This is a genomic window from Leisingera sp. ANG-M1 (assembly GCF_000813745.1).
Lineage (GTDB): Bacteria > Pseudomonadota > Alphaproteobacteria > Rhodobacterales > Rhodobacteraceae > Leisingera.
The window spans coordinates 37,938-62,109 of the sequence record NZ_JWLC01000019.1 but is presented as its reverse complement, the minus strand read 5'-3'; the positions used below and the strand labels follow the sequence as shown (position 1 = coordinate 62,109).

At 63.0% G+C, this 24,172-nt stretch carries 21 protein-coding genes; 5 read left to right on the top strand and 16 right to left on the bottom strand.

The window, feature by feature from the left end; all coding sequences use genetic code 11:
* Positions 1-32: 32 nt before the first annotated feature.
* Positions 33-950: a 3-keto-5-aminohexanoate cleavage protein gene (locus RA19_RS16310; RefSeq protein WP_039164502.1), complete on the bottom strand. Its 918-nt coding sequence runs from the start codon at positions 948-950 to the stop codon at positions 33-35.
* An 18-nt stretch (positions 951-968) separates the two neighbouring features.
* A complete protein-coding gene (locus tag RA19_RS16305) occupies positions 969-2,915 on the bottom strand; it encodes an acetoacetate--CoA ligase (protein ID WP_082020561.1) in 1,947 nt (648 codons plus the stop codon).
* Between the two features lie 128 nt (positions 2,916-3,043).
* Between RA19_RS16305 and RA19_RS16300 the strand changes: the two genes are divergently transcribed.
* Entirely contained in the window at positions 3,044-4,030 is a 987-nt protein-coding gene (locus tag RA19_RS16300) for a GlxA family transcriptional regulator (RefSeq protein ID WP_039164497.1), read from the top strand.
* Here RA19_RS16300 and RA19_RS16295 read toward each other — a convergent pair.
* Positions 4,027-4,917, bottom strand: a complete 891-nt coding sequence (locus RA19_RS16295; protein ID WP_039164495.1) for an AraC family transcriptional regulator — start codon at positions 4,915-4,917, stop codon at positions 4,027-4,029. The two genes, RA19_RS16300 and RA19_RS16295, sit on opposite strands and share 4 nt — an antisense overlap.
* Positions 4,918-5,080: 163 nt before the next feature.
* Between RA19_RS16295 and RA19_RS16290 the strand changes: the two genes are divergently transcribed.
* From RA19_RS16290 to RA19_RS16275, 4 genes are read left to right on the top strand one after another with little or no spacing between them, the layout of a single operon-like run.
* On the top strand, positions 5,081-5,896 hold the full coding sequence (locus RA19_RS16290) for an SDR family oxidoreductase (RefSeq protein ID WP_039164493.1): 816 nt from the start codon (positions 5,081-5,083) through the stop codon (positions 5,894-5,896).
* 38 nt (positions 5,897-5,934) lie between these two features.
* Positions 5,935-6,774 (top strand): SDR family NAD(P)-dependent oxidoreductase, encoded by an 840-nt coding sequence (locus tag RA19_RS16285; RefSeq protein WP_039164491.1) that lies wholly within the window; start codon positions 5,935-5,937, stop codon positions 6,772-6,774.
* A 35-nt stretch (positions 6,775-6,809) separates the two neighbouring features.
* Entirely contained in the window at positions 6,810-7,271 is a 462-nt protein-coding gene (locus RA19_RS16280) for a (2Fe-2S)-binding protein (protein ID WP_039164489.1), read from the top strand.
* Between the two features lies 1 nt (position 7,272).
* The gene (locus tag RA19_RS16275; RefSeq protein ID WP_039164487.1) at positions 7,273-9,450 is read left to right on the top strand and encodes a xanthine dehydrogenase family protein molybdopterin-binding subunit; all 2,178 of its coding nucleotides are present in this window, start codon (positions 7,273-7,275) and stop codon (positions 9,448-9,450) included.
* 61 nt (positions 9,451-9,511) lie between these two features.
* On the opposite strand, the gene RA19_RS16270 is transcribed toward RA19_RS16275, so the two are convergent.
* The 13 genes from RA19_RS16270 to RA19_RS16210 all read right to left on the bottom strand — a co-directional run bounded on the left by RA19_RS16270 (position 9,512) and on the right by RA19_RS16210 (position 24,165).
* Positions 9,512-10,411, bottom strand: coding sequence for a complex I NDUFA9 subunit family protein (locus RA19_RS16270; RefSeq protein ID WP_039164485.1), 900 nt, complete (start codon positions 10,409-10,411; stop codon positions 9,512-9,514).
* A 94-nt stretch (positions 10,412-10,505) separates the two neighbouring features.
* Entirely contained in the window at positions 10,506-12,893 is a 2,388-nt protein-coding gene (gene nuoG / locus RA19_RS16265; protein WP_052261836.1) for an NADH-quinone oxidoreductase subunit NuoG, read from the bottom strand.
* Positions 12,887-14,164 carry an NADH-quinone oxidoreductase subunit NuoF gene (nuoF, locus tag RA19_RS16260; protein ID WP_039164483.1) on the bottom strand — a complete coding sequence of 426 codons (1,278 nt, stop codon included), beginning with the start codon at positions 14,162-14,164 and terminating at the stop codon, positions 12,887-12,889. Before nuoF ends, nuoG begins: the two co-directional genes overlap by 7 nt.
* Positions 14,161-14,670, bottom strand: coding sequence for a complex I 24 kDa subunit family protein (locus tag RA19_RS16255; RefSeq protein ID WP_052261835.1), 510 nt, complete (start codon positions 14,668-14,670; stop codon positions 14,161-14,163). The genes nuoF and RA19_RS16255 overlap by 4 nt, the downstream gene beginning before the upstream one ends.
* Entirely contained in the window at positions 14,667-15,884 is a 1,218-nt protein-coding gene (nuoD, locus tag RA19_RS16250) for an NADH dehydrogenase (quinone) subunit D (protein WP_082020560.1), read from the bottom strand. The genes RA19_RS16255 and nuoD overlap by 4 nt, the downstream gene beginning before the upstream one ends.
* The gene (locus RA19_RS16245) at positions 15,881-16,384 is read right to left on the bottom strand and encodes an NADH-quinone oxidoreductase subunit C (protein WP_052261834.1); all 504 of its coding nucleotides are present in this window, start codon (positions 16,382-16,384) and stop codon (positions 15,881-15,883) included. The genes nuoD and RA19_RS16245 overlap by 4 nt, the downstream gene beginning before the upstream one ends.
* Positions 16,385-16,386: 2 nt before the next feature.
* Entirely contained in the window at positions 16,387-16,896 is a 510-nt protein-coding gene (locus RA19_RS16240; protein WP_039164481.1) for a NuoB/complex I 20 kDa subunit family protein, read from the bottom strand.
* Complete coding sequence (locus RA19_RS16235; protein WP_039164479.1) at positions 16,884-17,246, bottom strand: NADH-quinone oxidoreductase subunit A; 363 nt, start codon at positions 17,244-17,246, stop codon at positions 16,884-16,886. Before RA19_RS16235 ends, RA19_RS16240 begins: the two co-directional genes overlap by 13 nt.
* 225 nt (positions 17,247-17,471) lie before the next feature.
* Entirely contained in the window at positions 17,472-18,923 is a 1,452-nt protein-coding gene (locus tag RA19_RS16230) for an NADH-quinone oxidoreductase subunit N (RefSeq protein ID WP_206540281.1), read from the bottom strand.
* Positions 18,914-20,413, bottom strand: a complete 1,500-nt coding sequence (locus RA19_RS16225; protein ID WP_052261833.1) for an NADH-quinone oxidoreductase subunit M — start codon at positions 20,411-20,413, stop codon at positions 18,914-18,916. Before RA19_RS16225 ends, RA19_RS16230 begins: the two co-directional genes overlap by 10 nt.
* Entirely contained in the window at positions 20,410-22,443 is a 2,034-nt protein-coding gene (locus tag RA19_RS16220) for a Na(+)/H(+) antiporter subunit D (protein ID WP_082020559.1), read from the bottom strand. The genes RA19_RS16225 and RA19_RS16220 overlap by 4 nt, the downstream gene beginning before the upstream one ends.
* Positions 22,436-22,687, bottom strand: a complete 252-nt coding sequence (locus tag RA19_RS16215; RefSeq protein WP_039164477.1) for a hypothetical protein — start codon at positions 22,685-22,687, stop codon at positions 22,436-22,438. The genes RA19_RS16220 and RA19_RS16215 overlap by 8 nt, the downstream gene beginning before the upstream one ends.
* 2 nt (positions 22,688-22,689) lie before the next feature.
* A complete protein-coding gene (locus tag RA19_RS16210) occupies positions 22,690-24,165 on the bottom strand; it encodes a monovalent cation/H+ antiporter subunit D family protein (protein WP_206540280.1) in 1,476 nt (491 codons plus the stop codon).
* Positions 24,166-24,172 lie beyond the last annotated feature (7 nt).

Genomic DNA, 24,172 nt, shown 5'->3' with positions numbered 1-24,172 from the left:
GGGGTGCACGCACAGCACCCCCAGGTTGCCGGTTATTTCGCCACCGGCGCGCGCTTGGTCAGACCCAGCTTCTCGCGGACCGCATCGGGGCCGATGATCTTGGCGCCCATGCCCTCGATCACGCCAACCGCGCGCTCCACCAGCTGCGCGTTGGTGGCCAGCACGCCCTTCTCCAGGAACAGGTTGTCTTCCAGACCAACCCGCACGTTGCCGCCAGCCAGCACCGACTGCGCCGCATAGGGCATCTGGTCGCGGCCCAGGCTGAACGCCGACCAAGTCCAGTCCGCCGGCACATTGTTGACCATCGCCATAAAGGTGTTGAGGTCGTTCGGCGCGCCCCACGGCACCCCCATGCACAGCTGCACCAGTGCGTTCGGCTCCAGAATTCCCTCTTTCACCAACTGCTTGGCAAACCACAGGTGACCGGTGTCAAACGCCTCGATCTCGGGCTTCACACCCAGATCGGTCATCATCTGGCCCATGGCGCGCAGCATGCCGGGGAAGTTGGTCATGACGTAATCGGCCTCGGCAAAGTTCATGGTGCCGCAGTCCAGAGTGCAGATTTCCGGCAGGCATTCAGCAATATGGGCCATCCGCTCGGTGGCACCGATCATGTCAGTCGCCGCCTCGTTGACCGGGAACGGGTTTTCTACGCCGCCAAACACGATGTCGCCACCCATACCCGCGGTCAGGTTCAGAACCACATCCACCTCGGAATCGCGGATGCGGTCTGTGAGCTCCCGGTAATACTCAAGTTTCCGGGACGGCGCACCGGTTTCCGGATCGCGCACATGGCAGTGCACAACAGCGGCGCCGGCCTTGGCGGCCTCAATCGCAGACTCGGCAATCTGCTTGGGCGAGCGCGGCACATGGGGGGATTTATCCTGGGTGCCACCCGAGCCGGTCACGGCAGCGGTGATGAAGACTTCACGGTTCATGGTCAGGGGCATGATCTCGCTCCTTTAGGGTCAAACTTGCAATTCAGGGTGATCCGCAAACAGCTCCAGCGCCTGCGGGTTCGCGAGGCCGGAGAGGTTGCGGACAGGTTGTTTGTTCACCACATCGCGCACTGCCAGCTCGGCGGTTTTACCGGATTTGGTGCGCGGGATATCAGCGACAGAGATGATTTTTGTCGGCACATGGCGTGGCGATGCGTTCTTGCGGATTTCCGTTTTAACACGATTAGTTAGGGCGTCATCCAGCACGGAACCTTCGGCGGTTTGCACAAAGAGAACCACCCGCACATCGTTGTCGAAATTCTGGCCCACGACCACCGCGTCCGAGACCTCGTCAATCTTGTCGAGCTGCCGGTAGATCTCTGCCGTTCCGATCCGCACGCCGCCCGGGTTCAGGGTCGCATCCGAGCGGCCCAGAACGACATAGCCGCCGTGCTCCGTGCGGATGGTGAAATCCCCCTGCCGCCATATGTTGAGGTAAGTCTCGAAATAGCTGGACCGGTAGCGGGCATTTTCCGGATCGTTCAGAAACCGCGTCGGCATCGACGGATGCGCATTGCGGCAGACCAGCTCGCCCGCGGCGCCTTCAACCGGCTCGCCTGCATCGTTCAGGGTCGCCACATCCAGCCCCAGCATCGGCGCCTGGATTTCGCCCTGGTGCACCGGCAGCACCGGGCAGCCGCCAATGAAGCAGCCCAGAATATCGGTGCCGCCGCAGATCGAGGCCAGCTGCACATCCGCTTTCCAGTCTGCATAGACATGGGCAAAGCCCTCGGGCGACAGCGGCGAGCCAGTGGACAGAACCACCCGCAGATCGTCCAGATTGTGGGTCTCCACGGGCCGGTTCCGGCGCTTCTGCGAAGCGTCTATGTATTTGGCGGAAATACCAAAATGGGTGACCTTTTCAGCCTCTGCCAGGTCGAACAGGCGGCTGATGCCGGGATACATCGGGTTGCCGTCAAACAGCACAATCGCGGCTTCGGAGGCCAGCGCTGCCACCTGCCAGTTCCACATCATCCAGTTGCAAGTGGTGTAATAGAACATCCGGTCGCCGGGGCGCAGGTCACAGTGCAGCTGCTGCTCCACCAGCATCCGCAGCAGCGTGCCGCCGCCGGAATGCTCAATGCATTTGGGCTTGCCGGTGGTGCCGGAGGAGAACATCACATAAAGAGGATCGCGGAAGCTCATAGGGCGGCAGGCCAGCGCCTGTGCATCCTCATGTTTAAAGGCGTCATAGGCAATCATGCCTTCCGGCAGGTCCTCGGCCCCGCTGGCATAAGGCCAGACCACGATCTGACCGATTGACGGCACCCGGGAGGCAACCTCGGCAATGGCGGCGCGGGTATCGAACGTTTTACCGTTGTAGAAGTAGCCATCGGCGGCGAACATCAGTTTGGGCTCAATCTGACCGAACCGGTCAACCACCACATCCGGCCCGCTCTCAGGCGCGCAAGAAGACCAAACCGCCCCCAGCGAAGCCGTGGCCAGCATCGCTGCCACCGTCTGCGGCATGTTCGGCACGTAGCCCGCAACATGGTCGCCAGCCTCGATCCCAGCATCACGCAGGGCCACGGCCAGCTGCTCCACCTCACGCTTCAGCTCAGCGCGTGTCCAGGCCATGCGGCGTCCGTCTTCGCCAATGAACACAACCGCCTCGCGACAGTCCGCGTTCTTCAAAAAGGTATCAACGATGTTGAGCCGTGCTTCCGGGAAGAACCGCACCTGCATCGGATCGTCGTCCGGCACCAGGGCAATACTGCCTTTCTCTCCTTCCAGCCCGCAAAAGTCCCAGACCAGCGGCCAGAAATCTGCGGCATGATCCACCGACCAGGCGTGCAATTCCGAATGATCCGCAAAGGCGCGGCCGGCAGCGGCCTCGGCCTGCGCGTGGAAATCACACAAGAGCGGTTTGCGGCGCGCCGAAAGATCCGGCTGCCAGAGGAGGCGAGCAGTTGTCATAAGTGTATCAGTGGCTAGAGAGCAGTGTTCGGATCGGCGTCGGCGGGTCGTCAACAGTCTTGACTTCTGCAGTGATTAGCCCACCAAATGCGGCTACGCTTATACTTTTTCGGTCAAAAAACACACAAATGCCGTCAAATCCGCCACCAATCTTCGAATTTCTTCTGTTCGACGGCTTTTCGAATATGGTGCTGGCCAGCGCCATGGAGCCGTTGCGCGATGTCCGGATGACCGCAGGTCAGGACACCGCCGCCTGGCGGGTCAGCACCCTGGACGGCGCCCCGGTCACCAGCTCCAGCGGGCTGCGGATTGCACCCGACAGTGCCTTCCACGAACAGCGCGGCAGCCGCAACCTGGTGCTGGTCGCCGGCTACAATGTGCGCACACAGGCAACCCCCGCCCTTCTGGCGAAACTCAGAACCGCAACCCGGCAGGCGAAACTGGTCCTTGCCCTCGACACCGCGGCCTGGCTGCTCGCCCAGGCCGGAGCGCTGGACGGGCATACCGCCACAATCCACTGGCAGGAACTGGAGGCCTTCACCGAAGCCTTCCCCAAGATCGAAGTCTCCACCGCCCGTTTTGTCCGCTCCGGCCCGTACCTCACCTGCGGCGGCGCCAGCACCGCGCTCGACATGATGCTGAGCCTGATCCAGGATCTGTACGGATCCGCCGCTGCCTTCGGTGCCTCAACCATGTTTGTCTACGATCCCTCCCGGCAATCCGAGCTGAACCGCGGTGCCGCCCGGCTGGAGCAAAAAGGCTCCCCCAAGATCCTGGAGGCGGCCAATCTGATGGCAGAAAACATCGAAACACCCATGACAACCGCTGAGCTGGCAGACCGGCTGTCCCTGTCCGAAAGCACCCTGGCCCGCGCGTTTCACCGGGAGCTGGGCATGAAGCCCGGCAAATACTACAAGATGCTGCGCCTCCAGCATGCCCGGTACCTGTCCGAGGAAACCCACCTGAGCCTGGAGCAGATCGCGCTTCGCTGCGGGTTCTCTTCGGCTTCTTCGCTAGGCCGCTCGTTTACCGGTCTCTACGGCCGCACCTTGCGCGAGGCGCGCGTGCAGGAAAAGCCCTGGATGAAGACCAGCCGGGACGCCAGCGGTAATTAAGAAGCCGCAGCCGTTGCCGGTTTTTCATCGCGCGGCGACACTCCGAACTTGCGGGTGTATTCGCGGCTGAACTGGGTCGGGCTTTCGTAGCCTACATCATAGGCCGCCGACGCCACCGACTTGCCGCCGCTCATCAGCAGCCTGCGCGCTTCCATCAGCCGCAGCTCCTTCTGGTATTGCAACGGGGTGCTGGAAGTGAGCGCCTTGAAATGCTCGTGGAAAGTCGATTGGCTCATCCCGGCTGCTGCGGCCAGTTCAGACACCGGCAGCGCAGCCTTGTAGCCCTCCCGGATCATTGAAATTGCCTTGGCAATCCGGCTCGCCGGGCTTTCATGCAGCAGAAGCTGGCGCAGCATGCCGCCGTGCTGGGCACGCAACAAGCGGAAATGGATTTCCTTCAGCACCAGCGGCGCCAGCGCCTGCACTTCCACCGGGTCCTTGGCCAGGCGGAACAATCGCGCCACCGCGTCGAACAGATCCGCATCGCCATCGGCCACGCTCATCGAATGCGAGGCCCGTGCCTGCCCCTCGGCCGCACCGATCTCGTCATAGAGGCTGCGTACGGTGGCGAGATCCAGCTGCAAGGCCAGCGAAACATATGGGGTTTCAGGCGAGGCATCAATCACCCCTGCCGTCACAGGCAGGGCATGGCTGACGATCAGCGATTTGCCAGCCCCGTAGCGGACCACCCGGTCCTCCAGATGCGCTTCTTTGGCGCCTTGCAGAACAAGGCACATGACCGGCTCGTAGATCATTGCCTGAAACTCGGTCCGCCTCTCGCTGCAAAACGCAAACAGCCCCTCGATCCCGGTTTCACAGCCGGTTTCAAGCCCGCCGCGTGCGCGGACAAATTCAGCGACTTCGGAAATCAGGTCCTGGGGTACCATGGGCGTTCCTCCTGTTGCCCTTGATTTATAGTCGCTGCGACGGCGGCACAGAACCTCAAATCCCGAAGCTTCGGAGGATCAGGCAGATCATCCGGAGGATCGGGCACGGGGAACAGCAGCGTCCGCTCTACCTTGGTGGCAACCGAATTGCTGGAGCTGAGAAATGCCGCAGACCATTCTTATCACCGGGGCCTCTTCAGGGATCGGCAAAGCCACGGCCCGCTTGTTTGCCGAAGACGGCTGGAATGTCATTGCCACGATGCGCAATCCTGCAGATGCCGGGGATCTGGCGGAGCGGGCCAATGTCCTGGTGACGGCGCTGGATGTGACCAAGCCGGACACCATCGCGGATGCCGTGAACAAGTCGCTGAGCGCTTTCGGGCAAATCGACGTGCTGCTGAACAATGCTGGCTATGGCGCCTATGGCCCGCTGGAGGCTTTCCCGATGGAGCGGATCGAACGCCAGTTCGACACCAATGTGATCGGCCTTCTGGCGGTGACCAAAGCGGTGCTGCCGCATATGCGGGCTCAGAAATCCGGCATTATCGTCAATGTCTCTTCTATCGGCGGGCAAATGACCTTTCCGCTGGGCACGCTGTATCATGGCACTAAGTTCGCAGTCGAAGGCTTGTCCGAAGCTCTGCATTACGAGCTCGAAGCGTGCGGTGTGAAGGTCAAGATCGTCGAGCCGGGCATGATCAATACTGATTTCGGCGGCCGTTCCTTTGACTTTGCCGTGGATGAGAGCATGCCAGAATACATGCCTGTCGTGGCCGGGATGCAGGCTGCTATGGGCACATTCGGCGCGCAGGCCTCTGAGCCTGAACTGGTTGCAGAGGTGATCCGCACCGCCGTGACCGACGGCACATCCCGGCTGCGCTACCGTGCCGGAGCGGATGCCGAGGCACTGCTGAGTGCCCGCGAAGCGCATGATGACGAGACCTTCATCGGCGGGATCAAGGCAGGCATGGGGCTGTAACCGCTCCTGCTCACAATCCAAATCTGGGAGGGAAAGCTATGTACGGACAAGCACTTGCAGCAGGCGGACTAGCGGTTGTAACCGGCGGCGCCAGCGGTGTCGGCTATGCCGCCGCCGAACGGTTTGCACAAGGCGGTCTCGGTATCGTTCTGGCTGATCTCCCGAGCGAGGCTTTGGCGCAGGCCGCAGAGAAACTGCGCGCTATTGCCCAGCCTGGCGCGCCAGTTCTTGCGGTGCCGACAGACGTCAGCGATGCAACAGCGGTTCAAGCGCTGGCCGATGCAGCCTTTGATACCGGCGAGGTCGCGGTGTTGATGAACAACGCAGGTATCGGCCGCCCGTCCGGCAGCTGGGAGGAGCCAGACGCCTGGCGCGCGATGATCGAGGTGAACCTGTTCGGCGTGCTGAACGGAGTACAGGCCTTCCTGCCGCGGATGATCGCCGCCGAGCGGCCCGCCGCGGTGATCAACACCGGCTCGAAACAGGGCATCACCACCCCGCCAGGCAACCCCGGCTACAATGTCTCAAAAGCTGGTGTGAAGGTGCTGACCGAGATGCTGGCCCATGACCTGCGCCAGGCAGGGGCACCCATCTCGGCGCATCTGTTTGTGCCCGGCTTCACATATACCGGCATGGTGGCCCGCCATATTCCGGAAAAACCCGCCGCTGCTTGGACTTCCGACCAGACCGTCGATCACCTTCTCACCCGGATGGCGGCAGGTGATTTCTATATTCTCTGCCCGGACAATGACGTCACACCCGAGCGCGACCGGCGCCGGGTCACATGGGCCTTGGGCGATGTCTTAGAAAACCGCCCGGCCTTGTCGCGCTGGCATCCCGATTACGCCGATGCCTTCGCCAAATTCGAACAATCCTGAACCAGAACTTCCAGCCAAGGGGAGGCCCCACAGCCATGGCACTTTCACTGAAACTCAACGGCCAGACACATGAGGTCGAAGCCGAACCCGGAACCCCGCTGCTGTGGGTGATCCGGGATGAACTGAAACTGACCGGCACCAAATTCGGCTGCGGCGTCGCTGCCTGCGGCGCCTGCACGGTGCATCTGGACGGCGAGCCGGTACGCTCCTGCCAGACCTATATCGAAGACGCCGAAGGTGCGGAAATCACCACCATCGAAGGGCTGAACTCCAAGGCCGCGCAAGCGGTGCAGGCCGCCTGGGTAGAGCTGGACGTGGTGCAATGCGGCTACTGCCAGTCGGGCCAGATCATGTCCGCGGTGGGACTCTTGAGCGAGAACCCCAAGCCAACCGTTGAAGAGATCGACGATTACATGAACGGCAACGCCTGCCGCTGCGCCACCTACCAGCGCATCCGCTCCGCGATCCTGCGCGCATCCGACATGATGGAGGCCTGATATGACCCTGAACACCTCCCGCCGCGGCTTCCTGAAATCCGCCGCTGCCGCTGCTGCCGTACTGTATGTCGGTGCCCGCCCGGATGGCGCTCTGGCCGCTGGCTCTGCGCCTGCACAGCTGAACCCCTTCGTAAGGATCGACGCCGACGGCACCGTCACCGCCATCGTCAAGCACTTCGAGAAGGGCCAGGGCCCGGCCACCGGCCTCACCACTCTGATCGCCGAAGAACTTGGCGTCTCGATGGAAGACATACAGTACGAATTCGCCCCCTCCGACCCCTCGCGCTATGCTAACCTGGCGTTTGGCCAGTTCCAGGGCACCGGCGGCTCCACCGCGATGGCCAACTCCTTCATGCAGTACCGCCAGGCCGGTGCCGCCGCCCGCGAGATGCTGATCAAGGCCGCGGCTGAGGCCTGGGGCGCAGACGTCAGCACATTGTCCATCGAAGACGGTATCATCAAAGGCGCAGGCCAGCAGGCGCCAATTGCGGATTTCGTCGGCGCCGCCGCGCAGATGGAGGCTCCGGCCGAGCCGCGACTGAAAGACCCCAGCGAGTTCCGCCTGATCGGCAACGCCAAGGTCAAGCGCAAGGACTCTCTGCCCAAGACCAACGGCACAGCGAAATATGCCATGGACCTGCATCTGCCGAACCAAATGGTGGCAGTCATTGCCCGCAGCCCGCGCATGGGCGGGCTGGCTGCCGGGTTCGACGATACGGACGCCAAGGAGGTCAAAGGCTACATCCGCGCCGCGGTTCTGCCCAACAAGGCGGGCGTTGCGGTGTACGCCGAAAACACCTGGGCCGCGTTCCAGGCGCGCGAAGCGGTCACCGTGGATTGGGATCTATCTAATGCCGAAAACCGCAGCTCGGACCAGATCCGAGAGCAACTGCTGAACGCGGTGAACAGCGACCCGGAATACAACGTCAATGGCGCCGACCCGGCCGCCACCGCCGCCCTGATTGACGGTGCGGAGAAAGTGGTCGAGCAGACCTTCTACTTCCCGCTGCTGGCACACGCGCCGATGGAGCCGCTCACCTGCACCATCGAGGCCAATGAGGACGGCGGCATCACCCTGCACGACGGCGCCCAGATCCCGACCGGCCCGCATATGGCCCTGGCCGAGATCTTCCAGCTGCCGATGGAGAAGATCCGCATCAACACGATGCTGGCTGGCGGCTCCTTTGGCCGCCGCGCCACCCCGACCGCGGACTACCAGGTCGAGGCAGCGCTGGCCTTTGTCCTCACTGACCGCTCGCGCCCGGTGAAACTGGTCTGGTCGCGTGAAGATGACATCACCGGCGGCTACTACCGCCCGGCAGTGGCACATAAGGTGCGCGTGGGGCTGGATGCCGGTGGCAACATCACCGGATGGGACCATCGCATCGCCGCGCAGTCGATCATAAAAGGCACCTTCTTTGAACCGATGCTGGTGCACAACGGGGTCGATCACACCTCGGTCGAAGGCGTGCCGGACGGCCTGTACCAGATCCAGGGGCAATTCGTCGGCCTCTCCGATGTGGCCAAGGCCACCAACGTTCTGTGGTGGCGCTCGGTCGGGCATACCCACACGGCCTATGTGATGGAAACCATGATGGACGAAGCCGCCCGCGCGGCTGGCCGCGATCCGGTGGAATTCCGCCTAGCGCTGCTGGAAGGCGGCGGCAAGGACCAAGAGCGTCTGGCCGGTGTACTGAAGCTCGCTGCGGACAAGGGCAACTGGGGCAGCGCGCCCGAAGGCCGCAGCCAGGGCATCGCCGTGCACAAGAGCTTTGGCAGCTATGTGGCTGAGGTGGTTGAGATCTCTGGAAATGCGGATGACGGGGTGCAGGTCGAGAAGGTCACCTGTGCCGTGGATTGCGGCCTTGCCGTCAACCCGGATGTGGTCAAGGCGCAGATGGAAGGCGGTATTGGCTACGGCATCGGCCATGTGATGCGCAATGAGATCACCCTGACGGATGGTGTTGTCGACCAGTTCAACTTCCCTGACTACGAGCCGCTTCGGATCGGCGACATCAACGCCATCGAGGTGCATATCGTGCCCTCCGCCGAGGCGCCCTCCGGTGTCGGCGAGCCCGGCACCCCGCCCTCAGCTCCGGCACTGGCCAATGCCATTGCCGTCTCCGGTCCGCGGGTGACCGAACTTCCGATGATCAACAGCGGCATCAGCTTCGCTTGATCCCGTGCCCGCACCGGAAATGGCTTCCGGTGCGGGCGCTTCGCGGTGGGCTCTGCTCCCTCTAAACCAATCCCATGGCGATTGCCGACTGCGGCTCCATCCCGAGGTCGGCAAACCCCGCGGCGGTGGCACCGGCAATATTGTCCCGCTGCATCAAAGCGATCTGTGCCTGCGTTACCGGTGGCTGCGGCAGCGGAGAGAGCAGCGCCGCCGCAATCCGCCACAGCGCAAAGGGTAGCGGCAAAAGCAAGCGGCGGCGGCCGCTGCGGACAATCAGGCGCTGCAGTATCTCCCGGTAGGTAAAGATATCAGGCCCGCCCAACTCGATCACTTTCCGGCCGACGCGGCCGCCATCAAGAATACGGCAAACTGCTTCGGCGACGTCCTCGACCCAAACCGGCTGCAGCCGCGTGCGGCCCATGCCAAACAATGGAATGACCGGCAGCCGTGCCGCGATCTTTTGCAGATCGCCAAAGAAGGCGCCGTTGCGGCTGAACATCACACTGGGCCGCAGGACAACCGCGCCCGGGCAAGCAGTGCGCACCGCGGCCTCGCCTTCTGCACGGGCCCGGACATAGGCTGAGGGTGAACTCAGGCTGGCCCCGATCCCGGAAATATGGATGAGGCGCTGGTCTCCGTTTTCCCGAACCAAACGGGCAATCCTGCGGGCGGCCTCGGAGTGAACGTCCTGGAAGCTTTCGCCGCGGGTCTCGGCGTAATAGCCGATGCAATTGACCACCGCGCTGCAGCCTGCCAGCACCCTGGCCAATGCGCTGCGGTTCTTCAGGTTGGTCCGGACCAAATTCACACCCCCGCCCCAGCGGCGGCTGCGGGCAGCGGCCCCGGGAAACCGGGTTCCAACACTGACCCGGCAGCCGCGCTCTGCGAGGCGGCTGACCAGCCGCCTGCCAAGAAATCCAGTACCGCCAAGCACAATGACGTTGCGGGCATTGGTCTTCACAGCAGGTGCTCCTCGTCAGGTTTCAGAGGCGGCAGGGGCTGTTGTTCCGCTCCTGCATTGCAAACCAGCAGGGGCCCGGAGGCAGTGCCACTGGTTATCCTTCCGGGCTGATCAGTTCCACTTCAACGGTGACCGGATACTCCGCACCGGCTCCAACGCAGCCAGCATGCCGGGCCAGATACCACTCCGGGATAAAGACCGCGCCATCGCCGAAACCCGGATTCACCTTCAGCGGCACAGTAAAGCCCGCTCCGTTCGCTGAAATCCGAACCAAGCTCCCTTCCGGACCGGCCCAGCCTTCGCCTGGGTTAAGCTCGGCATAGGCACCGCCAGTCAAACCGGAAAGGCATCGGGAACGCCCCGAGAGTTGTCCTGATTGGAACAAACCATCACCAGTGATCAGATAGTGCTGTCTGGCAGCCTTTCCACCAGTGGTAGAAACCGGCGGCAAAAGACCTGTTTTTTTGGCTCCTGAAACTGCTGCTCCGCCCTCTGCATCAAACGCGCCGAAGCCAGGGATCTCCGCTGCAATGACGGCTCCCAGCGGTGCAGGTTTGCAAGGCCCGAGATCCTGTCCTAGCGCTCCAGCAATCAGCCCGAACACCTGCCCTGGCTCCGGCCCGCTGAACCGCGGCGGCCGGATGGCACGGATCTCCTGAACCCGGCCTTCGTTGCTGGTGAACGTGCCTTCTTCTTCACCGAATGCCGGGGCAGGCAACAGCACATCCGCGTGCTCTGCGGTTCGGGACATGTGCGCGGCATGCACCACCAAACAGTCATTATTCTGCGCAAAGCCCCCGGACCGGTAGGCGGCCGGATCCGCGCCGAGAACATAGTGCAGCCCAGGCCCGCCATCAGCGGAATGCGGCCTCTGCGCTTCTTGCCGCCACCCCGGCAAGATCCCCGGCAAGCAGCCCATTTCCCACAGGCCCAGCTGGTTGGGGCGGTCGAACAGGAACTGCAGCTGAACCCTCTTTCCGTGGTCTGCAAAATGCGCAGCCGAGGCAGAAACCCACTGTAAAACAGCGGCAGCCTCAACCGTGCGCAGGAACTCGGTGCCGATTAGCAAAGCGATACTCTCCGCCTGCGTTACAACAGGGGCGGCAACAGCACAAAATTCCGCCATTGCCGGGTCCGCCACGCCAGCCTGCCCAGTCAGCGCAGCAAGGAGCTGTGACTCATGCCCGGGCCGCAGACGCAGAGTGGCCGCAGCGAGGCTATCCAGGCTGCCGGGACGGGATGAGGCAACAAGCAAGCGGTTGAAGGAACCTCTCACCGCGGCACGGATCAAGTAAGAGCTAACCGGGTTTTCCTCTGCCGCGTTGGACCCCAGCAGGAAAATGCAATCGGCCTGCAAAACAGTTTCAAGGGGGCTGCGGGACGCCAAGCGTCCTGCCGTCTCTGCCAGCGCCTCAACAGCAGCCGGCGTGCGGAGTCCGGCAAAACGGCAACTGGAGTGAATTTCACTGGATTTGAAGCACTGCCGCATCAGCCGCTGGAACAGAAAGGCAGTTTCATTGGGCTGGCGCGGCGAAATCTGGCCCCGGATTGTTCTGCCTTTCCCGCGCACTTCGTGCACTTTGTCCGCCAAAAAGCGGATCGCAGCATCCCAGCTTACAGGCTCCAAGGTGCCGTTTCTTCGGACCATCGGCTCCCGTATGCGGTTGCCGCCATCGATAGCATCGAAACCAAAGCGTCCCTTGGCACACAAAAGCTCACCGTTGAGCCCCGTGTCGAACCGGCTTTTAACCCGTTTGAAGGCACCATCGCGGGTTTCCACCGTCAAGCTGCAACCGGTGCCGCACATGCCGCAGATGGTCTCGGTGCGTTGCAGGTCCCAGGGCCGGGCCTTGTAACGGTAGGGAATGCTCATAAGCGCGCCGACCGGGCAGACCTCGATGCAATTGCCGCAATGGCTGCAGTCCTTCAGGCTGTTGCCGGTGCCGGTAATCTCGGAATCCAGCCCCCGCTCGCCGGTGCCCAATGCCACGTCACCGACGATCTCTTCGCAAACACGGACGCAGCGCTGGCATTGGATGCAGCGGTTGGCGTTGAAAACAATCACTTGGTTCAGCTCGATATCCCGATTGCGGAAAACCCGCTTGGGATCGCGCAGGCGCGAGTCGCCGCGGCCGTATTCGAACACCGTGTCCTGCAGCTCGCACTCGCCGCCCTTGTCGCAGACCGGGCAATCCAGCGGGTGGTTGGCCAGCAGAATTTCCAGCATGTCGCCCCGGGTCTCCACCACCCGGTCCGAGTGGCTGTGCACCACCATGCCCTCAGCCACCGCAGTGGCGCAGGAGGGTTCCAGCTTGCCCCTCCCTTCGATCTCAACCAGGCACATGCGGCAGGAGGCAGAGATCGACAGCCGCTCCTGGTAGCAGAAGGTAGGAATACCGATATCCACCGACCGCGCCGCCTGCAAAATGGTGGTGCCGGGTTCGACCTGCATTTCCCGCCCGTCCAGGGTGAATGTCACCATAGCCGCATCTCCTGCACCGGCTGCGCCTGAGCCGGGATCAGCGCTTCGAATTCGTGACGGAAGTGTTTCAGCGCCGCACCCAGGGCCCAGGCCGCGCCATCGCCAAGGGCACAGAAGGACTTGCCGAAGATACTGCCGCAGAGCATGTCCAGCTGCGCGACATCGCCGGGCGCCCCCTCGCCCGCCTCGATCCGGCGCAGGATCTTGGCGGCCCAGGTGAGGCCCTCACGGCAGGGGGTGCATTTGCCGCAGCTTTCGTGGCTGAAGAACTCGGTGATCCGCCGCGCGACACGGGGTATCGAGGCACTCTCGTCCAGCCCGATCACCCCGGCCGAGCCCAGCATGCTGCCCGCAGCCGCCAATGAGCTGAAGTCCATCTTCACGTCAAAGCCGCTTTCAGGGAACATCGGTGCCGAAACCCCGCCCGGAATTGCCGCCTTGAACCGGCCGCTGAGGGCGCCGCCGCCGTAAACCTCCAGCATCTCGCCCAAAGGCAGCCCCATCGGCACCTCATAGACACCGGGGCGCTTGACCTGGCCGCTGAAACAGAAAAGCTTCGGCCCCGGTCCGTCCTCAGGGCCAATCGAAGTGAACCACTCCACCCCGCGGCGGAACAGATGCGGCAGGCAGGCCAGCGTTTCGACATTGTTGACCACGGTCGGGCATTCATACAGCCCCGCCACCGCCGGGAACGGCGGCTTCAGCTTGGGCTGGCCGCGCTTGCCTTCGATGGATTCCAGCAGCGCTGTTTCCTCGCCGCAAATATAGGCGCCGGCGCCTTTGTGGATGTGAATGTCCAGGTCAAAGCCGCTGCCCAGGATGTCCTTACCCAGATACCCCTTGGCATAGGCGGCCGCGATGGCCTGTTCGCATTGCCGGATCGACAGCCCATATTCGCCGCGGATGTAGAGATAGGCGGTATTGGCGCCGATGGCATAAGCGGCGATCACCATGCCTTCGATCAGCTGATGCGGGTCGCGCTCCATCAGGATGCGGTCCTTGAAGGTGCCCGGCTCGCCCTCGTCTGCGTTGCAGCACAGGTAATGCGGTTTGCCGCTGTCCTTGGGGACAAAGCTCCACTTCATGCCGGTGGGAAAACCAGCTCCGCCCCGCCCGCGTAGGCTGGAGGATTTCACCGCTTCAATCACCTGATCAGGCGCGAAATCGCGTAGCACGATGCGCAGACCCTCATAGCCACCGGAGCTTTCATAGACCGCAATTTCCGGCGCATCCGGGTTTTCGATGTTCCTGAGAAGGACCAGATCGCTCATGCCGCGCCCTCCTCTGCCGCCTTCGCTTCGCGCTCAAGCGCCGCCAGCAGCACCTCCAGCTTGGCCGGGGTGATGTCCTCGATGTAGTCGGCGTTGACCATCAGCACCGGCGCCTTGTCGCAGGCGCCTAGGCATTCCACCGCGCTAAGAGAAAACAGCCCCTCATGCGGGCCTTCCGCCGCCAGATGCATCCGCAACTCCTCCAGCAGCTCCTCGGCACCGGCCAGCATGCAGGAGACATTGGTGCAAAGCTGCAGGTGATAGCGCCCCATCTCCTTGCGGTCGAACAGGGTGTAGAAACTGGCAACCTCGAACACCCAGATTTCCGGCACGTCCAGCAGCTCGGCGATAGCCTGATAGGTGGTGCCATCAATAACCCCATAAGCTTGCTGCGCCAGCTCCAGGGTCGGCATAATGGCGCTGCGCTTGGTAGGATAGCGCGCTGCAGCCTCCTGCACCTGGGAAGCAAGCGCCTGCTTGATGGTGGCAACCGTGGCGGCGCTCATTTGTCGACCTCCCCCATCACCGGATCAAGGCTGCCCAGCATGGCGATCACATCAGCGAGGTATTTCATATTGGTGGTACGCTCGGTCAGCGCCTGCAGATTCACAAACGACGGCGAGCGCACCTTGAGCCGGAACGGTTTCTCGCTGCCGTCCGAGATCAGGTAATAACCCAGCTCGCCCTTGGGCGCCTCGATGGCCTGATACACCTCGCCCTTGGGCACCTTGAAACCATAGGCGGCGAGCTCAAAATGGTGGATATGGGTCTCCATCGAATGGGCCAGCAGGTCCTTGTCCACCGGAAAGGCGATCTTGGGATCATCGACCAGCACATCGCCGGCAGGCATCTGCTCAACGCATTGCCGGATCATCCGCAGGCTTTCGCGCATCTCGTCCAGGCGGCATTTCCAGCGGTCGTAACAGTCGCCGTCCTTACGGGTGATGACATTGAATTCCAGCCGGTCGTAGATTTCATAAGGTTCATCGCGGCGCAGGTCCCAGTCGACGCCCGAGGCGCGCAGGTTGGGGCCGGTCAGGCCCAACGCAATGGCATCTTCAGCGGTGATATTGCCGATGTTTTCGACGCGGGCGAGGAAGATCCGGTTGTTTTTCAGCAGCGTTTCATAGTCGGAAATCCGGTCCGCGAAGATATCGCAGAACTCCAGGATCCGCGCCTCCGCCCCCTCGGGCAGGTCCTCGCGCACGCCGCCGACCCGGCAGAACGATGTGTGCATACGGACGCCGCTGATCATCTCCATCAGATCCAGCACCATCTCGCGGTCGCGCATGGTGTACAAGAGCGAGGTCATCGCCCCGACATCCATCGGCAAGGCGCCAGTGATTAGCAAGTGGCCGGAAATACGCGACAATTCCGCCATGATGACGCGGATGTACTGGCCGCGCAGCGGCGCCTCGATCCCCAAGAGCGCCTCCACCGCCAGTGCGTAGCCCAGGTTGTTCGACGGCGGGCAAAGGTAGTCCAACCGGTCCGTAAGCGGAAAGATCTGGGTGTAGGTGAAGCTTTCAAACAGCTTTTCAGTGCCCCGGTGCAACAGGCCGATATGCGGTTCGATCCGCTCGACGATCTCGCCGTCCATCTGCAGCAGCAGCCGCAAGACGCCATGGGTGCTGGGGTGCTGCGGCCCGAGGTTCATCAGCACTTCGCGGGCCATGCCGGTATCGGTCGGGACTTCCTGCAGGGTGGTGACTTCGGTCATGCGCCGCCCCCGTTTCTCCTCCGCTCAACGCCCAGCGGGTTCATGTGATCTTTGTAGCCGCGCAAGGGGAAGTCGCGGCGCATCGGGTAGCCGTCGAATTCGTCCCACATATACAGGCGGCGCAGGTCCGGGTGGCCGTCGAAATGGATGCCATACATGTCGTAGGCCTCGCGCTCGTGCCAGTTGGCGGTGGTCCATACGCTGGTGACAGTAGGGGCAACCGGCGGATCGCCAAGCCAGCATTTCAGCCGCAGCCGCCAGTGGTTCGGGATCGACACCAGATGATAAACTAGCTGGAAGCGTGGGGCTTCAGGATGGAAATCCACCCCGCAAATGTCCGATAGGAAATTGAACTGCAGCGCCGCTTCGCCGCGAAGGAACTGACACAGCGCCAGCAGGTCCGCAGGCGGTACCATCAGGCAGGGCATATCCGCCGCGGTCTCATCCAAATGCACATTGCTGAACTGCTCCAAAGCAGAACCCAGAGGGATCTCCGTCATGCTCACGCCCTTTCCGCCGAAGGCAGCGCGTCCGGCTCAGCTCTCAAAACCCGTGAACCGGTGATCTTCTCCTGCAGCTGCAGGAACCCGTGCAGCAGCGCCTCAGGCCGCGGCGGGCAGCCGGCAACATGGATATCGACGGGGATGATGCAATCGACCCCCTGCACCACCGCATAGGTGTTGTAGACGCCGCCGGAGATAGCGCATGTGCCCATGGCGATGACATAGCGCGGCTCGGCCATCTGGTCGTAAAGCCGCCGCACAATCGGAGCCATCTTGCGGGTCACCGTGCCGGCCACGATCATCACATCCGACTGCCGCGGCGAGGGGCGGAACACCACGCCGAAGCGGTCCAGGTCATAACGCGCGCAGCCCGCCGAGATCATCTCGATCGCACAGCACGCAATGCCGAAGGTCTGCGGCCAGAGCGAGGATTTGCGGCTCCAGTTGATAATGTCGTCTGCGGTTGTGAACAGCACGCTGTCCTGCATGCTGTGGCTCAGGACACCCATTCCAGCGCTCCTTTGATCCAGGCATAGGCAAAGCCGACCAGCAGCAGCGCTATGAACACAAACATCTCGATATAGCCGAACAGGCCCAGGTCGCTCAGCACCACCGCCCAGGGGAACAGGAACATGGTCTCGACGTCGAAGACCACAAACAGGATGGCGATCACGAAGTACTGGACCTTGAATAGCCCGCCCGAGGCTTCGCCCACGTGGTCGACTCCGCATTCATAGGGGCGGTTCTTCTCCGGGTACGGGTTGTCGGGCCGGATCAGCCGCGACAGGGTCAGGATAAAGACCGACAGCGCGACGACCACCGCCACCATCAGGAACACCGGCAGAAAGTCGATAGGCATGCTGTTTCCCCTTTCGTGTTTGTTCCCTTTTTTCTGGTTCCCTGAAACGGCGCTTTAAATGGTATCTGAACCGCCCGGCCGATAGGCCGGGCAGCGCCCGACCCTCCCCACGGGAGGCCGCTTCACGCCCACCCAGGGCCAGGCGCTGCCCTCCGCGATTTCCGTTAGCTTTGCACGCTTTTCAGCGAAGCATTCTCCGCCGCAAGCATACACCAAAGCCCCCGTTCAACCAAATCCCGCCGCCGCTGCCGCCTGCGCCCACCCCAGGAACCAGGCCGGCAGGATGCCGGTCGCCAGCGTGCCCGCCAGCGCCGCAAACAATACCAGCCGCATCGGCCCGGAAACCGCAATCCGCGCCGGGCCGGCAGGCGCCTGCGTGTACATCAGCATGATGATCCGCAAATAGAACCACGCGGCCACTGCGCTCAGCAGCACTGCAATCACCGCCAGCACCGCATGGCCCGCCTCGATCAGCGCCATCAGAACGTAAAACTTGGCAAAAAAGCCGCCGGTCGGCGGGATGCCCGCCAGCGAAAACAGGAATACCAGTGCCAAAGCGGCCAGCAGCGCATGAGTCCGGGCCAGGCCTGCAAAGGCTTGGATCGGCTCGCCCCGCTCCGCCCCCTCGTTCAGCAGCACAACCACCGCAAACAGGCCCAGCGTCATGAAGGTGAAGATCAACAGATACAGCATCACGCTGGCCAGTCCGCCGGGGCCTCCGGCAAGCAGCCCCAGCAACAGGAACCCGGCATGAGCAACCGAGGAATAGGCCAGCATCCGCTTGATATTCTCCTGCACCAGCGCCGCCAGGCTGCCCAGCCCCAGGGTCAGCACCGCCGCTGCCGCGACGGCGGCGTGCCAGACCGGGTTGAGCGCGGTCAGATCCAGCATCAGGACCCGCAGCACCACGGCAAATGCGGCGGCCTTGCCCACAGCTGCCATGAAGCCGGTGATCGGCGAGGGCGCGCCCTCGTAAATATCCGGCACCCACATGTGAAAAGGCACCGCGCCAAGTTTGAACAACAGACCCGCCACCAGGAACAGCGCCGCCAGCACCAAGAGCGGGCTGGAGATATCCTGTGCGGCCAGCGCCATCTGCAGCTCTTGCAGCTGGGTGGTGCCTGCCAGGCCATAGAACAGCGACAGGCCAAACAGCAGCAGGCCCGAGGAAAACGCCCCCAGGATCACATATTTCAACGCCGCCTCGTTGGAGCGGCCATGGGTTTTCAGGAACCCCACCAGAACATAAACCGACAGCGCCTGCAGCTCGAGTCCGACGTAGATAATCACCAGATCGGTACCGGATACCATGATCATCGCGCCCGCGAGCGCGCAGAGCAGCAGCGCATAATACTCGCCGCGCACCACCCGTTCGGTGGCCAGATAGCCGCCCGACATCAGGATGGTCAGCGCTGTTCCCAGATACAGCACCATCTTGAGGAAGGTCGAAAACGGGTCGACCGTGAACATGCCGGAATAGACCGTTTGCGCGTGACCGGCGAGGCCCCAGCTCATCCCCGCGGCCAGAGCGATCATCAGCAGGCTCAGCCCCGCCAGCCAGCGGACAGGGCCGGGACCCGGCAGCAGCGACAGCATCAGCACCGCACAGGCGCCAAGGATAATGATGATCTCGGGGCCGGAAGCCAGAACCGAGGCGGTGACGGATGTCATTTCCATGCCAGCCCCTCCGTTGCAGCCTCATCCGATTGCGTGATCTGCGTCATCAGATGATCGAGCGATGGCTGCAGTATGGCCAGGAAAGGCTTAGGGTAGAGGCCGAACCAGAACACGAACAGAAGCAGCGGCAGCGCGCAGGCCAGCTCACGGCGGCGCAGGTCCTGCATCACCGAGCCTGCAGGGATTTTCACCGGCCCCAGCAGCACTTGCCGGTAGAGCCCGAGCAGATAGGCGGCGCCGATCAGCGCGCCCAGCACCCCGGCGGTTCCAGCCCAGCCGCTGACCCCGAAAGTGCCCGCCAGCACCAGGATCTCACCAATGAACCCATTGGTGCCGGGCACCGCCATCGAGGCCAGCAGGAAGGCAGCAAACAGGACACCGAAAATCGGCACTGCCTTGATCATGCCGCCATAAGCGGCGATCTCGCGGCTGTGGGTGCGCTCGTAGATCAGCCCGACAAACAGGAACAGCGCGCCGGTGGTGATGCCGTGGTTGAACATCTGGATCACCGCGCCGGACATGCCGTTCTGCTGGAAGGTGAACAAACCCAGGGTGACAAAGCCCATATGGCTGACGCTGGAATAGGCGATCAGCTTCTTGATGTCGGTTTGCGCTAGCGCCAGAAGCCCGCCATAGACAATTGCCGAGGCTGACAGCGCGATCATCAGCGGCGCCAGATACAGGGACGCATCGGGCAGCATCGGCAGCGAAAAGCGCAGGAAGCCATAGGCGCCCATCTTCAAAAGCACACCCGCCAGGATGATGCTGCCTGCCGTCGGCGCCTGCACATGGGCGTCCGGCAGCCAGGTGTGCACCGGCACCATCGGCACCTTGACCGCAAAGGCGACCAGGAAGGCAAGGAACACCCAGACCTGCAGGCGGAAGGGGTACTCAGCATCCATCAGCGCCAGCATGTCAAAGGTGCGGCCGCCCGCGAAATACAGCGCCAGAAGCCCGACCAGGAACAGCAGGCTGCCCGCCAGCGTGTAGAGGAAGAACTTGAAGGCGGCATAAATCCGGTTGCCGCCGCCCCAGATGCCGATGATCAGATACATCGGCACCAGCATCACCTCCCACAGCACGTAGAACAGCACCAGATCGAGCGCGCAGAACACACCCACCATCATCGCCTGGATGGCCAGCAGGCAGGTCATGAACTCCTTGACCCGCTCGGCGATAGCCCGCCAAGAGGCCAATACGCAGATCCAGCCCAAGAGCGTGGTCAGCAGCACAAACCAGACGCTGATGCCGTCCAGCCCCAGCCGGTAGCCCATATCCAGCGCCGGCACCCACAGCTGCGCCTCGCGGAACTGCATCTCTGCGGTGGTAGGATCGAAGGCAGCCAGGATCGCTGCCGCCAGCAGGAAATCCGCAAACAGCACGCCCAAGGTGAACCTGCGCACCAGGCCGTTGCCGCGCAGGAACGGCACCGCCAAGGCGCCGGCAGCAGGCAGCAGGATCAAAATGCTAAGAACCGGCAGCCCGCTCATGATGCACCTGCCTTGGCTTCTGTCCCGGCTGAGAGGCGTTTTGCCCCCGGATCGCTTTGCGATCCGGTTCGCGCCCGGCCCCGCCCTCCAGGGCGGGCGCGAATTGCTCCAACATCACGAAACACTGCGAGGGTTGCGCTTGGCCCAGCCCTTGCATCCTGCGGCAAGGCGCCCACCCCCGGGGCCGGGCGCGAACCTACCGTTTCCTGCCGTTGCATCCAGTCCGCCGGATCAGGTTCAGCGGCCTCCGCCGCCGCCAGCCAGGCCCCCGCAACCGCCCAGGCCAACCCGGCAATCAGCCCGGCAATGATCCAGAAGGCATAATGCGACACCACGCCGGTCTGCAGCCGCCGCATCAGAAGCCCGCCGCGCCGGGCGCTCGCCGCCACGCCATTGACCAGCGCATCCACGACCCGGATGTCGGCCAGCAGGCTGAGCCGCGACAGATGGTGCATCAGCCGCAGCCCGGCGACGTCGCCTAGGGTAATCAGCCTCTGCTCCCAGGCAAGCACCGGATGCCTGGCGACCCACATGAACCCCCGCGCCCCGCGCCGGTAGAGCCAGTCGGTGTCCAAGCTGATGGTGTCCTCAGGGTCCAGATGCTTCAGCAGCAGCACAAAGGCCAGGAGGGTGAACATCAAAAGCCCTAGGCTCTCGGTCACATGCACAGCCGTGTAGGGCTCATAGTCCACCGGATAGGGCAGCAGAGCGTAAAGCGCCTGCGGATAGACCCCGATGCCAATGCAGAATGCCGCCGCAATCCCCATCGCCAGCAGCATGTTCAGCGGCGGCTCGGGCGGGCGCAGGCCGCAATCCTTGCCGAAGAACATATAATAAGGCAGCTTCAGCCCGGTGTGCAGGAAGGTGCCGGATGATGCCACCGTCAGCAGCAGCGCCGCAGCGGCCCGGTGATCGCCCGCCGCGGCCGAGACCACCATGGATTTGCTGACAAAGCCGCTGAACAGCGGAAAGGCCGAAATCGCAAAGGCCCCGATCATGTAAAGCACAACAGTGAGCGGCATGGTGCGGTAAAGCCCGCCCAGCTCGGTCAGCTTGCGCCGCCCGGCCATCAGGATCACCGCCCCCGCGCCCATGAACAGCAACCCCTTGTAGAGGATATGGGCAAACGCGTGGGAGGCCGCCCCGTTCAGTGCCATCTCGGTGCCGATGCCGACGCCGGCCACCATGTATCCCACCTGGCTGACGATGTGATAGGCAAGGAGGCGGCGGCAGTTGTTCTCCAGCACCGCAAAGACCACGCCATAAAGCGCCATCGCCACCCCAAACCCCACCAGGATCTCCGCCCCCGGGTAATTGCGGATCAGCACGTAAACCGCGGTCTTGGTGGTAAAGGCGCTGAGGAACACCGCGCCGGTCACGGTGGCCTCGGGGTAGGCATCGGTGAGCCAGGCATTCAAAGGCGGCACCGCCGCGTTGATCATGAAGGAGATCAGGATCAGCCAATAGGCCCAGCCGGCCAGCCCCCCCTGCCCTGGCTCCAACGGCCCCACCAGCCAGGAACCGGTCTCAATCCCATGCAGCACAATGCCGCCGAACAGCAGCACGCCCCCCGCCACATGCACCAGCAGATAGCGGAACCCCGCCGCCACAGCTTTGGCGTTGCGGGAGGCAAAGATCAGATAGGCCGAGGCAAAAGCCATCACCTCCCACCCGATAAGCAGCGTCAGCCAGTCGCCCGCAAACACCACGCCAAAGGCGCTTCCGGCATAAAGGAACCCCGCCACCCGCTGGCCGGTGCCCTCGATATGCCAGGCATACAGATTGCCGATCAACGACATGATGGCAAAGACCCAGGCAAAGACCAGCGACAGCTTGTCCGCCTGAAACAGCACGAGCTCAACCCCGGCAAAGGCAATGGCGCCGGACGTGCCCGGCGCCATTTGCGACACCGCGTAGAGAACCAGCAGCGGCACGATCAGCGACAGCATCCGCTGGCCGGTGCCGCGCACCAGCGGCAGCAGCGCGGCGCCTATCAGCATCAGCAGGGCAGGATGCAGCCACTCAGTCATAATAATCCTCGTCCCGCATGATGCCGCCGCTGTGGCCGATGAACTTGCTGACAAAGATGATGGCCACGCAGCTGGCAAAGCCGAACACCGCGCCCCAGCCGGGGATCGCATCCCAGAAGTGTTCGCTGTGATGGCGCGGCACCATGAAATCAGCGGCCAGAAGCAGCGCCAGCGCCGCAACCAGCAACCGCCAGCGCAGCTTCTTGTAACGCCGCTGCCCGAAGAAATTCACCAGCCAGCCCATCCTCACACCCCCGCCGCGCGCATCACCAGCTGGGCCAGCTCAACAAAGAACCCGGGCGCCAAACCCAGCGCCAGCGACATCGCCGCCGTCAGCAGCAGCGGTACCGCCACCATCGGGATCTCCCGCACCTCCTGCAGCGCCACCGCGCCGGGGATGCCGGGCTTCTCCGGCTCGAAAAACGCGGTGTAGGTCACCGGCAGGAAATAGGCAGCATTCAAAAGCGCACTGGCAAGCAGCACCGTCAGAAACACCATCTCCCGCCCCTCGACCGAGCCCAGCACCAGATACCATTTGCTGACAAAGCCGCCCGAAGGCGGAATGCCGATCATCCCCAAAGAGCCGATAAAAAACGCCGCCATGGTCCAGGGCAGCCGCCGCCCGATGCCCGCCAGATCGCTGATATTGCGACGTTTCGAGGCGCAGTAGATCGAGCCTGCGCAGAAAAACAGCGTGATCTTGGAAAACGCATGCGCCGCGATATGGATAATGCCGCCCACCGCCGCCATCGGCGTCAGCAGCACCGCGCCCAGAATGATGTAGGACAGCTGACTGACGGTTGAGTAGGCCAGCCGCGCCTTCAGATCGTCGCGGGTCAGCGCATAGACCGAGGCCATCACGATTGTGAAGGAGACCAGATAGGCGGTGGCAATGCCCAGCCCCAGGCTGCCCATCAGATCCACCCCCATCACATGGAAGATCACCCGCAGCATGCAGAACACGCCCATCTTCACCACCGCCACCGCGTGCAGCAGCGCGCTCACAGGAGTCGGTGCCACCATGGCTGCAGGCAGCCAGGCATGGAACGGCATCACCGCCGCCTTGGCGAAGCCTGCCAGGTAACACAGATAGACGGCGCTCAGCAGCCAGCCATCGGCGCCGGAGCCTGCCAGCAGCCCCTGCGGCAGGAACTCCAGGCTTCCGGCCAGCTGATAGGTCAGCGCCAGCGCCGCCAGCAGAAAGGATTTCGAGGCGCCGATCAGGTAGACGACATAGCGGCGGCTGCCGCCCCAGCTCTCGCCGTCCTCCTTGTGGTAGACCAGCGGGTAGGTGACCAGGCTCAGCAGCTCGTAAAAGATCACCAGGGTGAACAGGTTGGCGGCAAAGGCGCCGCCAACGGCGGCCGACAGCGACACCGCAAAGGCGGCAAAGAACCGTGTCTGCGCATGTTCATTCAGGCTGCGCATATAGCCGATCGAATAGAGCGCGGCAAAGATCCACAGCAGGCTGGAGACGGTGGCAAACACCATACCCAGGGCATCCACGCGAAAGGCAAAATCCACACCCGGCAGAACTTCAAACAGGGTGAGTTCCAGGGTGCCGCCCGCCAGCACCAGCGGCGCCAGCGAGATCACAACGGCGAATTTCAGCAGCGCCGCGACAACTGAGACCGTATCGCGGGCATCCGGGCGCTTGTGCAGGCACAGGATCAGCGCCGCGGCCGCCAGGCTGACGGCAATGGCCAGAAGCGGCCGGATCATCAGCAGA